This is a genomic window from Bradyrhizobium sp. CCGB12 (assembly GCF_024199845.1).
In the GTDB taxonomy this organism is placed as follows: domain Bacteria; phylum Pseudomonadota; class Alphaproteobacteria; order Rhizobiales; family Xanthobacteraceae; genus Bradyrhizobium.
In genome coordinates this window covers 801,260-813,460 of record NZ_JANADO010000001.1, presented here as the reverse complement: position 1 = coordinate 813,460, position 12,201 = coordinate 801,260, and the positions used below count along the sequence as shown (strand labels likewise).

Here is a 12,201-nt window from a genome sequence, read left to right as displayed (position 1 = left end):
GCGCTTCTATCTATGGCGTCGAGGATGCAAAAGCAGTCCCGCAGTCCGCCGGCCGAGGCAGGCCGAGCGAGTCGCGCAGGGTCGCCCCATCGTACTCGGTTCGGAACAGTCCGCGACGTTGCAGCTCCGGCACTAGACCGTGGACCAGCTCCTCCAACCCGCCCGGAAGATATGGGACCTGCAACATGAAGCCGTCGCAGGCGCCGGCCTCGAACCACTCCTGCATGCGATCGGCCACCGTGCCCGGCGTGCCGGCGAAGCCGCTGGTGGTTCTGCCCGCGCCATAGCGCTGTCCGAGTTCGGCAAGGCTCAGGCCCGAACGGCGCGTCAGTTCGGAAACCTCGCGGTAATGCCCTTCGACACCGGGCACGTCGAGATTCTCGGGCAGGACCTGATCCTGCGGGAAACGCGAGAGATCGACGCCGAGGTGATAGGACAATGTCGAGAGACCGGACTCGGGATGCGACAAGTCGTGGAGCTGGTCGTGCAGCGCCTTGGCCTGCTTATCCGTGTCGCTAATGACAGGGACGATACCAGGCAGCACCTTGATCGTATCGGGGTCGCGACCGAAACGCACCGCGCGAGCGCGCAGGTCGTTGCGGAATTCGACAGCGACGTAGATCAGGCCTGGCGTCACGAAGATGACCTCCGCCCATCGCGCCGCAAAATCGCGACCACGATCCGAAGCGCCGGCCTGGATGAAGACGGGGCGCCCCTGTGGCGGCCGGCTGACATTGAGCGGGCCCCGCACGTTGAACCATTTGCCGGAATGATCGATCCGGTGCACCCGCGCAGGATCGGCGAACAGCGGGGTCTGACGATCGCGGACCAGCGCACCGTCCTCCCACGAATTCCACAGCTTGGTGACGACCTCGAGAAACTCGTCGGCGCGCTCGTAGCGTCCCTCGCGCGAGAGCTGCTCGGTCAGGCCGAAATTGCGCGCCTCTGCCTCCTGGAATGAGGTGACAATGTTCCAGGCGGCGCGGCCACCGCTGAGATGATCGAGCGTGGCGAGCGCGCGAGCCAGCACATAAGGCTGGGCATAGGTCGTGGAAATGGTCGCGCCGAGACCGAGATGCTTGGTCGCACCCGCAATGATCGAGAGCACCACCAGCGGATCGAGCCGTAGCGCGCCCAGCGCGCCGTAGCGAAGCTGGCTGTCGAGGCTGCCGCCCAGCGTGTCCGGGATCGCGAGGATGTCGGCAATGAACAGAAGATCGAAACGCCCCTGCTCCAGCAACCGGCCGATGTTCTGGTAGTAGGCGGCGGACAGCAGATCGCCGTCCGCTTCCGGATGCCGCCATCCGGCATGGCTGCCGGACACAGGACCTGCGGAGACAAAGGCGGCAAGGTGCAGCTTCTTGTCAGGCATGGATCAGCTCACAGTCCAGGAGATCTCGACGGGACCGCCGCGCTTCAGCGTATTGTAGATCGGGCAATTGGCGGTGAAACCGGCAACCAGCGTTTCAGCCTCGCCCGCCGTCACGCCGGACAGGCGCACCGCGATACGAATCCATTCGTACTGCGTCGGATCGGTCGCGTGACGCCGGAACGAGACTTCGGATCCAGCCTCGCGCAGCACGACCCCCTGCTCCTTCGCGGTCTTTTGAATAAGCCCGAGCGAGCAGCTTCCGAGCGACGACAGCAGCAATTCGCCGGCGTTGATCGCCTCGCCGGGACCGCCGACGGCGACACGCTGGTCCGAAATGAAATGGTTTTTACCCGCACTGAGCAGATAGCGGCCGAACTGGCCGATGGTGGCGGAGGTGATCGACACCGTCTCGCCGGTTTGAGCGTTCATGATGTTTCTCTCGTGTTGTCGTTATCGCCGCTCAGGCGCCGAGCTCCAGCGCAACGGCCTTCTTCGCCGTGTCGAACTGCGTGCCAAGCAGGAACGATCGGACGTCGACCTTGTTCGGGAGCACACCGAGGGCATGGAAATTGTCGGCGAGATCCTGCGTCGATGCAGCGGCGGCCTCATCGATCGGCTTGAGCGCAACCGCCGTCGATTCGGACAGCCTGGCATCGCGGACAAGCTTCTCGTAGACGGCCTGCTCGGTTCCATTCGGCGGAAAGCCGCCCTGCAAGGCCCACAGCGCAACGGACTCGGCCGGATGCGCGAAGATATAGGCCTGGGTCTCCCGGATGATCTTCACGAACCTGGCGAAGAGCTGCGGATATTTCACCGCGACGTCGCTGCGCGCGACGTAGAAGGCGTAATCGTAGGTCTTCACGTCGGGCAGCAGACGGGCCTTGCCACCGAGCTTTGTCAGCGCCAACGCCGTAGCCGGCTGCCAGTGAATCCAGCCGTCGATGCTGCCTTGCGCGAAGGCCGTGAACGCATCCGCCCCGCTCAAGCTGACGGCCTGGACATCAGACAATCTGAGGCCGGCGGTCTCCAGATATTTGATCAGGCTGTAGGTGCCGGTCGTGCCGTTCTGGTGGGCGATCTTCTTGCCTTTGAGATCGGCCGCCGTCTTGATCGACGAATTGACCTGCACCAGGAAATCGACCTCGTCGACCGGCAGCGGATAGGCCGCAAGCGGCACGATCGGCACACGCGCCGGAACGGCATTCACGACCGCAGTCGCCGTTGCAAAGGTGAAATCGACCGAACCGGCCTTGATCGCCTCCATCACCGGCAGCGATGCCGTGAAGCCGGGTTGCCAGACGATCTTGGTGCCGAGCTCCTGTTCGAAATTGCGGCCGCCGACGCCTGCCCGCAGCGATGCCCAGACGCCGGTACGGCCGTCTCCGATCACCGCGACGGTCAGCTGCGGCGGCACGGCATCGGCGGCATTCGCGCGCGAAGCCCAGGCTGCCCCGGTCGCGCCCGCGGCAAATCCAGCACCAATCGATAGGACCGAGCGCCGCGAGAGACCCGCGCCACCGCGTGTCGAACCACCAAAAGTCATAACGTCGTCCTTTCGTCTTGTTATGCAACACCAACCAAATCGCGCTCGGCCGTCAGCAGGCCATCGAGCAGCTCTTCTTTCAAAGCCGACAGCACCGGGTCTCCGCGATGCCGCGGACGCGGCTGGTCGAAGATCAGATCGCGCGCGATGCCGCCGTCCTTGACCAGGAGCACCCGGTCGGAGAGCAGCAACGCCTCCTCGACGTCGTGCGTCACCAGCAGGACAGTGCGAGGCCGCGCGATCAGCAACTGCCCCAGCAGCAATTGCATCGCAGCCCTGGTGATGGCGTCGAGCGCTCCAAACGGCTCGTCCAGCAGCAACAAGTCCGGCTCATGGATCAGCGCCCTCGCCAGCGCCACGCGCTGGCGCTGGCCGCCCGACAGTCCGACCGGAAATTCACTCTCACGCCCCTGCAGGCCAACGGCTTCGAGGATGCGACCGGCGTCATCCTTCCTGCCCCTGACGCCAAGCAGCACGTTGCCGAGGACGGTTCGCCACGGCAAAAGGCGATCCTCCTGAAACATCAGGCGCACGTCCGCCTTGTGGCCCGTCGTCCGGAGCTCGATGCGGCCACGCGAGGGCACGTCCAGCCCCGCCACAAGACGCAGGAGCGTCGACTTGCCGGCGCCGCTCGGCCCGATGATCGAGACGAACTGGCCGGCCGCGATGTCGAGATCGACGTTATCAAGCACCTTGCGGCCCGCGAACGATTTGCCGACCGAGCGCAGGTTGACGCCGGCCCCGCTCATGCCTTCACCCTATCGGCATAGTTCGGATGCCAGCGCAGCAGGCGCCGCTCGATCAAACGTGTGACGAAATCCGACATCCAGCCCGCGATGGCGTAAAGAATGATGGCCAGAACGATGATGTCGATGCGCAGGAGCTCGCGTGCATTCTGCACGAGGTAGCCAACACCGTCCCGCGACGCGATCGTTTCAGCGACAACCAGGGTGAGCCAGGCCACGCCAAGCGCATAGCGCATGCCGACCAGGATGGGCTGGAGCGCAGCCGGCAGAATGATGGACCAGACCAGCTCGGCGCGCCCGAGGCCGTACGACTTTCCAAGTTCGATCAGCTTGGGATCGACGTTGCGGATGCCGCCGACCGTATTGATGTAGACCGGGAAGAGCGACCCCATCGCGACGAGAATAAGCCGCGGCTCCTCGCCAATGCCGAACCAGAGGATCATCAGCGGCACTAGCGCCAGATGCGGGATGGTCCGGATCATCTGCAGCGACCGATCGACGAGATCGTGCACCGACTCGAACAGCCCCACAGCGAGGCCGAGTAGCAGCCCTCCCAGGGCGCCGATGCTGAAGCCGATCGCAACCCGGCGAAGGCTGACAAGGATGTCGTGCTGCAACTCGCCGCGCTCGGCAAGCTGCCGTGCCGCGTCCCAGATATCGGATGGGGCCGGAACGATCGCCGTGGATACGATTCCTGTTGCCGAGAGGAATTGCCAGACGAAGAGCAGGCCGAACGGCAGGAGCCAGGGCAGAACGAACGAGCGCCATGACAAGCCACGCGCGCGCGATCGCGACGCCTCCGACGAGTAGGCGACATCGGCAACCACTGTCGCGACAGAATCACCGGCGCGGAGGAATGGTTCCGTACGACCAGCCGTGGGCGCCGCAGTTGCATTAGCCGGCCCGGAAAGTAGCGACGCATCCATCATGAAATCGAACTTGCTCCGTCCCAACTGAAACGGCGTCACCTTCGCAAACTCCGACGCGCAATTCGATGGTCACAAAATTCATATTTCGTGCGTCGGCGTCAGTGGCGTTCTACCTAGCTCGGGATTTTGCAGAATGTCTTTTCAATGTGACGATGCTCCACGTGATTTGGCGGCCTGGAAGAATCGTCTCCAAGTTGACTTCAATCGCGCGCACTTGCGCCGATGACAAAATGGCTGTCGCGCCGATTGCCTTGGTGCCGAGGCATTTGTTGCTCGTCTCAAGCGAAATTTGGAATGGCCAGCTCTGTTCGTTTCGCTTCTCCTAAGCGGAAGCGCCGATCGTACCGAAACATCGCGGCGGCTGCCGTGATGCGCCCGACGACATCAATCACCAGGGGTTATCCATGACCGTTCGCTTCCTTCCGCTCTCGTTCTCCCGGCGTCGCCTGCTGGTCGCCGCCGCCGTGGTGGCCGCCACCGCATTGACGGACATGGCAGGTCTTTCGCCGGCTCAGAGCGCCGACGGTCGGCAAAACGGCGGCAACATCACCTTTCTCATCGACTCGCTCGGCAGCACGTGGATCCCGAACAACAGCGCCATCTCCAGCTTCCAGGGCCACATCTGGGGCCACGTCACCGACAAGCTCGTTTACGTCGACGCTGACGGTAAGGTCAGCCCGTGGATTGCCGAGCGCTGGGAGCAGAACGACGATGCGACGCAGTTCACCCTCCATCTCAAGAAGGGCGTGACTTTTTCCGACGGCAGCCCGCTCGACGCTGCGGCCGTCGTCGCCAACCTCGACATCTGGTACGCCGGCCGCAAGAGCGAAGGCATCAACCCGATTGGCCTGTTCCCGAAGACCTACGACCGTGCTGAGACAATCGATGCGACCACAGTGAAGGTCTCGTTCAAGGCGCCGACGCTCGGCTTCATCCCGACCCTCGGCTACCACGGCTCGATCCTGATCTCCCCAAAGACCATCGCGCAGCCTGCCGCGCAACAGGCCGATCTTTCCAAGACATCCGGCAGCGGCCCGTATGTGGTCGATTCCTGGAAGGAGGGAGACTTCGTCAAACTCATCAAGCGCAAGGACTACAACTGGGGTCCTGCGGCCGTCGGCCACACCGGCCCGGCCTTCCTCGACTCCATTACCTACAAGCTGGTGACCGAGCCATCGCTGCGGGTGGCCGCCGTCCAGTCCGGCCAGGCCGACGTCGCCTACAGCCCCTCCCCGCAGGAACTGAAGTCTCTCAAGGAAGCAGGCTTCATCACCGCGACCCCGCGCTATCTCGGCTTCGTCAACGGCCTCGCGATCAACACCAAGCTCGAGCCCTACAACGATTTGAAGGTGCGCCAGGCGCTCCAGGCCGCCATTAACCGGAAGGAAATCATCGACACCGTCTACACACCAGACTGGAAGCTGGCGACGTCCTTCATCCAGAGCAATGTGCCGGGCGCGACCGATCACAGCGATCTGCTGGCCTACAATCTCGGCAAGGCCGAGAAGCTTCTGGACGAAGCGGGCTGGATCAAGGACTCCAAGGGAATCCGCAGCAAGGACGGCAAGCAACTCTCGCTGACGCTCTACTCCAACCCCTACCTTGCGACCGCGAAGGCGATCGACGAGTTGATCGCCCAGCAGCTCGGCAAGGTCGGCTGGAAGGTCTTCATTCGCGCCTACGACGTCGTGACGTTCGGCGAGAAGGTCAGGTTCGGCGGTCCGGCCGTACCCGCCTACGAGGTGACGCGCAGCTTCATCGACGCCGGCACGGTCGCCAGCATCCTCACAGACGCCAACAACGGCGAGAACTGGTTCAACCTCGGCGACAGCGACAAGAGCCTCAACGATCTCCGCGACAAGATCGCCGGCGCCGGCTCCGCCCAGATCCGTGACCCGCTGCTCGACCAGCTGCAGACCTACGTCCTTGAGCAGGGGTACTTCATTCCGCGCACGCAGATCGTCCAACGCATCTACGTGCAATCGCCGAAGCTGAAGGGCGAAGTCTACAACGGCGTCGCCTACGCCAGCTATTACACGGCGACGATCAGCGAGTAAGGCGCCGTGCACTCGAACGATGTGAGAAGGCGGCCGGCATGAGTGGTCCTTATCTGCGCTATGCCGCAAGGCGCCTCGTCCAGGCCCTTGCCGTCATCTTGCTCGCCTATGTCTTCACGTTCGTCGTCGTCAGCATCCTGCCGGGCGACCCCATCACCAACGTCCTGCGCGATCCCCAGAACGGCTTCACCGAGGACGAGATCAGACAGATCATCGCAGCCCAGGGGCTGGACCAGCCAATTCTCGTACAGCTCTGGACGTCGCTGTCCCATTTCCTGGCCGGCGATCTCGGTCTGTCGATGCGGTCCAGCCGGCCGGTGACAACCCTGATCGCCGAGGTGCTGCCCTCGACACTGGTGCTGGCGTCGTCGGCCTTTGCCGTCGCGCTGCTGCTGGCGGCGACGATCGCCTACGGCACGCAGTTCCTTCCCAAGCGCTTCGGCCAAGGCTTACTGCGGGGTTTTCCATCATTGTTCCTGTCCGTGCCCAATTTCGTGATCGGCCTCGTGCTGATCCACGTTTTCGGCTTTCAGCTCGGACTTTTCCGCGTGATCGCGCCCAACAGCTTCTGGGCGACCTTTTTCGCCGCGATCGCGCTCGGCATCCCGATCTCCGCACAGATCGCCGAGGTGCTGATCGCGAACCTCGACCACGAATCCGCACAGGACTACGCCGCCGTCGCGCGCGGCCGCGGCCTCGGGCAGTTTCGGCTGTTCGCGATGCATCTGATCAAGCCGTCGTCGCTCCCGGTCGTCACCATCATCGCGCTCACCCTTGGTGAGCTGCTCGGCGGCTCCCTGATCACCGAAACGGTGTTTGGACGCACCGGCATCGGCAGCCTGGTGCAGCGTTCGGTGAGCACACAGGACCTCCCCGTCCTGCAGGCCGTGGTCTCGCTGGCAGCAATCGTGTTCGTGCTCGTCAATCTGATCGCCGACCTCGTCTATCCCCTGCTCGACCCGCGCGTGAAACTCGTCGGCGGACCCAAATATCGCCCGACGACAGCCGATGACAGCTCGGCCGGTACGCCGCAGGCGGTGACACCATGAGTCTCGTCTCCGACGCGCACCTTACGGCCAGCCGCCGGCTGACATCCTTTCGTATTCCGCCAACCGTCGCGCTGTCATTTGCAATCATCGTGCTGGTGATCGCGTGGTCGCTCGCACCTGGCCTGTTCACGAGCCAGAGCCCCGTCAACGGCATTCCCGCCGACAAGCTGCTCGCTCCTGGCACAGCGCACTGGTTCGGCACCGACCATCTCGGCCGCGATCTCTACACCCGCGTGGTCTATGGCACGGCGTCATCGGTGACGAGCGCGCTCATCGCGGTCGTGATCGCCGCCGTCACTGGCGGCCTGATCGGGTTGCTGTCGGGCTTCTTCGGCGGCTGGGTGGATATCGTGTTCGCCCGCCTCGTCGATGTGCTGCTGGCGATCCCGCACTTCCTGCTGGCGGTCATCGTCGTCACTGCGATCGGCTTCGACACCACGAACGCGGCGATTGCGACCGGCGTCTCGGCGGTTGCCGTGTTCGCGCGGGTGATGCGTTCGGAGGTCATCAAGATCCGGCAGGCGACGTTCGTCGAGTCCTCGTTCCTGCTCGGCGGCTCGCGCTGGCACATCCTGCTGCGGCACGTGCTGCCGAACGCGTCGCGTTCGCTGTTGCCGCTTGCGGTGCTGCAATTCGGCCTGTCGATCCTGGTGATCGCGAGCCTCGCCTTCCTCGGCTATGGCGACCCACCGCCCGCGTCCGACTGGGGTCTGCTGATCTCGATCGGCAAGGACTACCTGAAATGGCCGTGGCTGGTCTACGCACCGGCCTTCGTCACGATCGCGACCGTCCTCTCCGTGAACAGGATCAGCCGATGGCTCCGCAAGACGGACTAACCTCCACTCTCATCCGCCCCGAATTCGTTGCGCCGCGGCCGCTGCGGTCGATCCCTCTCCTTGGGGTCGACGACCTGTCGGTCGCCTACGGGTCGCATCAGGTTGTGACCAACGTGGGATTCGAACTGGAGCGCGGCAAGAGCCTCGCCCTCATCGGGGAATCCGGCTCCGGCAAGTCGACGATCGCCCGCGCGCTGCTGCGGCTGCTTCCGAGCGGCAGTCACGCCACCGGTCGCGTCGCATTCGACGGCCAGGAGATCCTGCGGATGCCTGAGCGTGGCTTCCGGCCGCTGCGCGGACGAGCCATCGGGTTCGTGCCGCAAGATCCCGGCAACTCGCTCAATCCGGTGCGAACGATCGGCGCCCAGGCGCATGAGGCCGCCGCGCTCCTCGACGAACCCGACAGGGCCGCGCGCAAGCAGCTCATCCTGGACATTTTCGCGCAGGTCGGGCTCGACAATCCCCAGCGGGTCTACGACTCCTACCCGCATCAGCTATCCGGCGGAATGCTCCAGCGCGTGCTCATTGGCCTTGCGATCCTGCCCCGGCCGTCGTTGCTGGTCGCGGACGAGCCGACCTCCGCGCTCGACGTCACGATCCAGAAGCGGATTCTCGATCTGCTCTCGCGCCTCCAGGACGAGCTGAATATCAGCCTGCTGCTCATCACCCACGATCTGGCGATCGCTGCCGAACGGGCGGATACGCTGGTCGTGCTCAAGGACGGGATCGTCCAGGAGACCGGCAAGACCGCTTCTGTCTTTGCCTCGCCGGCCTCGGCCTATGCGAGGAAGCTGCACGCCGACGTGCCGGCCCTTAACCCAGACCGCTACGCCGACCTGCGCGACCTAGGCTTCCGTCGCACCAAGAGCGAGGCTGCGAAGATCGAGGTCAGCGCCGTCACCAAGACCTTCGCGGTGGACGACAAGACGCTGACGGCCGTCGATAACGTGTCGTTCAGTGTCCCGGCCGGCACCACTCACGCGCTGGTCGGCGAGTCCGGCTCGGGCAAGACGACGACGATCCGGCTGCTGCTCGGGCTGGAACAGCCTGATGCCGGGACCATCATCGTCGCCGGCGAGCAGCTCAACGGGCGGTCTCCGACCGAACTGCGCGCGGCCTGGCGCCACCTTCAGCTCATCTATCAAAATCCCTTTACGTCGCTCGACCCGGCCTGGAAAGTCGAGCAACTGATCCGCGAGCCGCTCGACCGGTTCAGGATCGGCACAGTCCGGGAGCGCGACGAGCGCGTGCACAAGGCTCTCGCCGACGTGGGGCTCGGTCAGCATCTGCTGGCGCGCAAACCCGGCGCACTGTCCGGCGGCCAGCGCCAGCGCGTGGCCATCGCTCGCGCGCTCGTCCTCAAGCCTGACGTGATCGTGCTCGACGAACCCACCTCCGCGCTCGACGTCAGCGTCCAGGCGGACATCGTCGAAGTGTTGCTGTCGCTGCAGGCCGACCTCGGCCTGACCTATGTGTTCGTCTCTCACGACCTGGCGCTGGTGCGGCAGCTCGCCCACACCGTCTCGGTGATGCACCGCGGACGCATTGTCGAACATGGGACCGTCACCGACATCTTCGACAATCCGCAGCAAGCCTATACGCGCTCGCTGCTGGCCTCGATCCCGTCAGGTGTCGCAGATGCGCAGCAGCCGAAGCCTCAGCTGATCGTCGCGGCCGAATAATCGACGCGGACCGTATCGCTCATTCCGCTTCATCGAGCGCGAGAACGGCGAAGCTCGCAAGCCAATGCTCTCCCATATAATGAGTGGCGAGATGAGGAAGTCCGGCGGACAAATGCTCTTGCGCCGCCTCATGGGCAATGGCACGCCGTTCGTCGTTTGCCGGCAATGCATCGCCGAGGGCGCGCCAGCACCAGGCGCGGCTGAGATTGAGGCCGTCGAGATGAGCGATCTTGCCGTCGGTGCGGTCGCTGACGGTCGCAGGCCGGAACAAGGTCGCTGGCTGCCGCTCGAGCACGCGCGGCAGGAACCGGTCGAACCAGGGCAGGAACACATCTGGCGGCAGCAGGCGCCGCATGCACTCGGCCTCGATCAGGGCCGAGGACTGGAAATCGTCGCCGCTCGGCTCGCCCCAGGCCGGGCAATCGCGATCCTCGCCATACCAGCGCAGGCCTGTCTCGAGCAGCAGCTTGGCCAGTCCCTCGTCCTTGCTGATCTCGGCATAGTCGGACGCCATCCGCAGGCCGAACGCGGTGTTGAAGTGGGTGCCGACGCGCACCGGATAGAGCGACAGCGGCAGGAAGTCGCGAAAGCGCTGAGCAATGACGTCCGCCAACGGCGCGAGATTGCGGCCCCAGCGGTCGTCAGATTGCAGTGCCAGCTCGGTCGCCAGCTTCAGCAGCCAGCCCCAGCCATAGGGCCGCTTGAAGCCGCGGGCGGTCGGACGTGCAAAGTAGGCGCTCTCGACAGCAACCTTCTCGGGGACGAACTGCTCGTCGAACAAGGCCCGAATATCGGACGCCACGGCGAAATCCGGAAAGCGCCGGAGCAGCCGCGCCAGCATCCAGTAACTGTGAACGCAGGAGTGCCAGTCATAGCTGCCATAGAAGATCGGATGCAGCTGGCTCGGCGTGCGGGCGTCCGCGGGCTCGGCCAGCGCGTGGTCCACGTTGTTGGGATATTCGCGCCTGACATGGCCGAGCGCGATGCGGGCGAATTGCGTGGCTTGTTCGCGGGTGAGACGGGACGTCGTCATAGAGTGGCCTTTCGTTTGCCGCGGCTGATCAACGTCTCGATCAGACGCGGCAGGATGTAGATCGGGAATTGCGTCGCCGCGAAGTATAGGGCCATGCGCGGCGAGGCGGCAGCACCGAGCGCCGACCAGACCAGCCCGACATTGCGATTGCCGAGGATGAGGCCGACCGTCAGCCGCTGGGGCAGAGTTCCCGGCAGCAACAGGGCGCCCGAGGCCTGAAGCGCAAGGTTGCAGGCGAAAGCGAGCACAAGGCAGAGCATCGCGGCCGGCACATCCGCTGCGATCTGCGCGGGGATGCCGGCCATGGTGGACACGGCGAAGAGGACCAGCGCCGTGACGATGACCCCATCGACGACGTCGCCACGGGCCGCCAGAACTTGCGCGGCGTGCCGGCGGAGCAGGAAGGCGACGCCCTCGGCGCCGCCAATCAGCAACGCCAGCCGCAGCGCCAGCTCGAGCGCGCTGATCTCGAGCCCGCCGAACCAACCCGCAAGCAGTGGGACCGTGACCGGAGCGAGCACCATGGACAACACCGTCACGACGAGCGGTACCGCAGCATCGAGCCCGAGCATGCGGGCCACCGCGGCCGTGCCGCTCGACGGCGGGGCCGAGACCGCGAGCACGATCGCAAGCGCGAATTCCTTGGGAAGACCGAGGGTATGGCCGGCAACCCCGATCGCCAGCGGACAGACGACCATGACGACGGCCGGCAGGAGCACGGACAGCGACGGCTGCCGCAGCGTCGCGACGACGGCCTGACCATCGACGCGCAACAGCGTTCCGAGCACGATCACGAAGATCGTGGCCGGCATCAGTGGATGGATCAGGTCTGCGAGCGCCGGGCACGCAAGCCCGAGCAGGACGCCGAGCGCCAGCAATGTCGGTCCGCGCGGGATGAGGCGCAGGAGTGAGGGTCGCATGCGCCTCGTCCAATCGGGTCTCCCGCGCCAATAG

At 64.8% G+C, this 12,201-nt stretch carries 11 protein-coding genes; 4 read left to right on the top strand and 7 right to left on the bottom strand.

Annotated elements, in window-relative coordinates; all coding sequences use genetic code 11:
• Positions 1–10: 10 nt before the first annotated feature.
• The 5 genes from NLM27_RS03765 to NLM27_RS03745 are packed head-to-tail and all read right to left on the bottom strand — an operon-like array spanning position 11 to position 4,434.
• A complete protein-coding gene (locus NLM27_RS03765) occupies positions 11–1,372 on the bottom strand; it encodes an LLM class flavin-dependent oxidoreductase (protein ID WP_254142067.1) in 1,362 nt (453 codons plus the stop codon).
• A 3-nt stretch (positions 1,373–1,375) separates the two neighbouring features.
• Positions 1,376–1,801, bottom strand: coding sequence for an OsmC family protein (locus NLM27_RS03760; RefSeq protein WP_254142066.1), 426 nt, complete (start codon positions 1,799–1,801; stop codon positions 1,376–1,378).
• 31 nt (positions 1,802–1,832) lie between these two features.
• On the bottom strand, positions 1,833–2,915 hold the full coding sequence (locus tag NLM27_RS03755) for an ABC transporter substrate-binding protein (RefSeq protein ID WP_254142065.1): 1,083 nt from the start codon (positions 2,913–2,915) through the stop codon (positions 1,833–1,835).
• Positions 2,916–2,935: 20 nt separating this feature from the next.
• Positions 2,936–3,664 (bottom strand): ABC transporter ATP-binding protein, encoded by a 729-nt coding sequence (locus NLM27_RS03750; protein WP_254142064.1) that lies wholly within the window; start codon positions 3,662–3,664, stop codon positions 2,936–2,938.
• Positions 3,661–4,434: an ABC transporter permease subunit gene (locus NLM27_RS03745; RefSeq protein WP_254142063.1), complete on the bottom strand. Its 774-nt coding sequence runs from the start codon at positions 4,432–4,434 to the stop codon at positions 3,661–3,663. The genes NLM27_RS03750 and NLM27_RS03745 overlap by 4 nt, the downstream gene beginning before the upstream one ends.
• 560 nt (positions 4,435–4,994) lie before the next feature.
• Here NLM27_RS03745 and NLM27_RS03740 point away from each other — a divergent pair.
• Genes NLM27_RS03740 through NLM27_RS03725 form a run of 4 tightly spaced genes read left to right on the top strand, consistent with a single transcriptional unit; the run spans position 4,995 to position 10,214 of the window.
• Positions 4,995–6,647, top strand: a complete 1,653-nt coding sequence (locus NLM27_RS03740; RefSeq protein WP_254142062.1) for an ABC transporter substrate-binding protein — start codon at positions 4,995–4,997, stop codon at positions 6,645–6,647.
• A 38-nt stretch (positions 6,648–6,685) separates the two neighbouring features.
• The gene (locus tag NLM27_RS03735; RefSeq protein WP_254142061.1) at positions 6,686–7,696 is read left to right on the top strand and encodes an ABC transporter permease; all 1,011 of its coding nucleotides are present in this window, start codon (positions 6,686–6,688) and stop codon (positions 7,694–7,696) included.
• The gene (locus NLM27_RS03730) at positions 7,693–8,532 is read left to right on the top strand and encodes an ABC transporter permease (RefSeq protein ID WP_254142060.1); all 840 of its coding nucleotides are present in this window, start codon (positions 7,693–7,695) and stop codon (positions 8,530–8,532) included. Before NLM27_RS03735 ends, NLM27_RS03730 begins: the two co-directional genes overlap by 4 nt.
• On the top strand, positions 8,511–10,214 hold the full coding sequence (locus NLM27_RS03725; RefSeq protein ID WP_254142059.1) for an ABC transporter ATP-binding protein: 1,704 nt from the start codon (positions 8,511–8,513) through the stop codon (positions 10,212–10,214). The genes NLM27_RS03730 and NLM27_RS03725 overlap by 22 nt, the downstream gene beginning before the upstream one ends.
• Positions 10,215–10,233: 19 nt before the next feature.
• On the opposite strand, the gene NLM27_RS03720 is transcribed toward NLM27_RS03725, so the two are convergent.
• Positions 10,234–11,247: a DUF2891 domain-containing protein gene (locus NLM27_RS03720; protein ID WP_254142058.1), complete on the bottom strand. Its 1,014-nt coding sequence runs from the start codon at positions 11,245–11,247 to the stop codon at positions 10,234–10,236.
• On the bottom strand, positions 11,244–12,167 hold the full coding sequence (locus tag NLM27_RS03715; protein ID WP_254142057.1) for a hypothetical protein: 924 nt from the start codon (positions 12,165–12,167) through the stop codon (positions 11,244–11,246). Before NLM27_RS03715 ends, NLM27_RS03720 begins: the two co-directional genes overlap by 4 nt.
• Between the last annotated feature and the right edge of the window lie 34 nt (positions 12,168–12,201).

Coding starts and splice junctions, on each gene's coding strand:
- NLM27_RS03765 (WP_254142067.1), bottom strand. CDS start 1,372: ATGCCTGACAAGAAGCTGCACCTTGCCGCCTTTGTCTCCGCAGGTCCT.
- NLM27_RS03760 (WP_254142066.1), bottom strand. CDS start 1,801: ATGAACGCTCAAACCGGCGAGACGGTGTCGATCACCTCCGCCACCATC.
- NLM27_RS03755 (WP_254142065.1), bottom strand. CDS start 2,915: ATGACTTTTGGTGGTTCGACACGCGGTGGCGCGGGTCTCTCGCGGCGC.
- NLM27_RS03750 (WP_254142064.1), bottom strand. CDS start 3,664: ATGAGCGGGGCCGGCGTCAACCTGCGCTCGGTCGGCAAATCGTTCGCG.
- NLM27_RS03740 (WP_254142062.1), top strand. CDS start 4,995: ATGACCGTTCGCTTCCTTCCGCTCTCGTTCTCCCGGCGTCGCCTGCTG.
- NLM27_RS03735 (WP_254142061.1), top strand. CDS start 6,686: ATGAGTGGTCCTTATCTGCGCTATGCCGCAAGGCGCCTCGTCCAGGCC.
- NLM27_RS03730 (WP_254142060.1), top strand. CDS start 7,693: ATGAGTCTCGTCTCCGACGCGCACCTTACGGCCAGCCGCCGGCTGACA.
- NLM27_RS03725 (WP_254142059.1), top strand. CDS start 8,511: ATGGCTCCGCAAGACGGACTAACCTCCACTCTCATCCGCCCCGAATTC.
- NLM27_RS03720 (WP_254142058.1), bottom strand. CDS start 11,247: ATGACGACGTCCCGTCTCACCCGCGAACAAGCCACGCAATTCGCCCGC.
- NLM27_RS03715 (WP_254142057.1), bottom strand. CDS start 12,167: ATGCGACCCTCACTCCTGCGCCTCATCCCGCGCGGACCGACATTGCTG.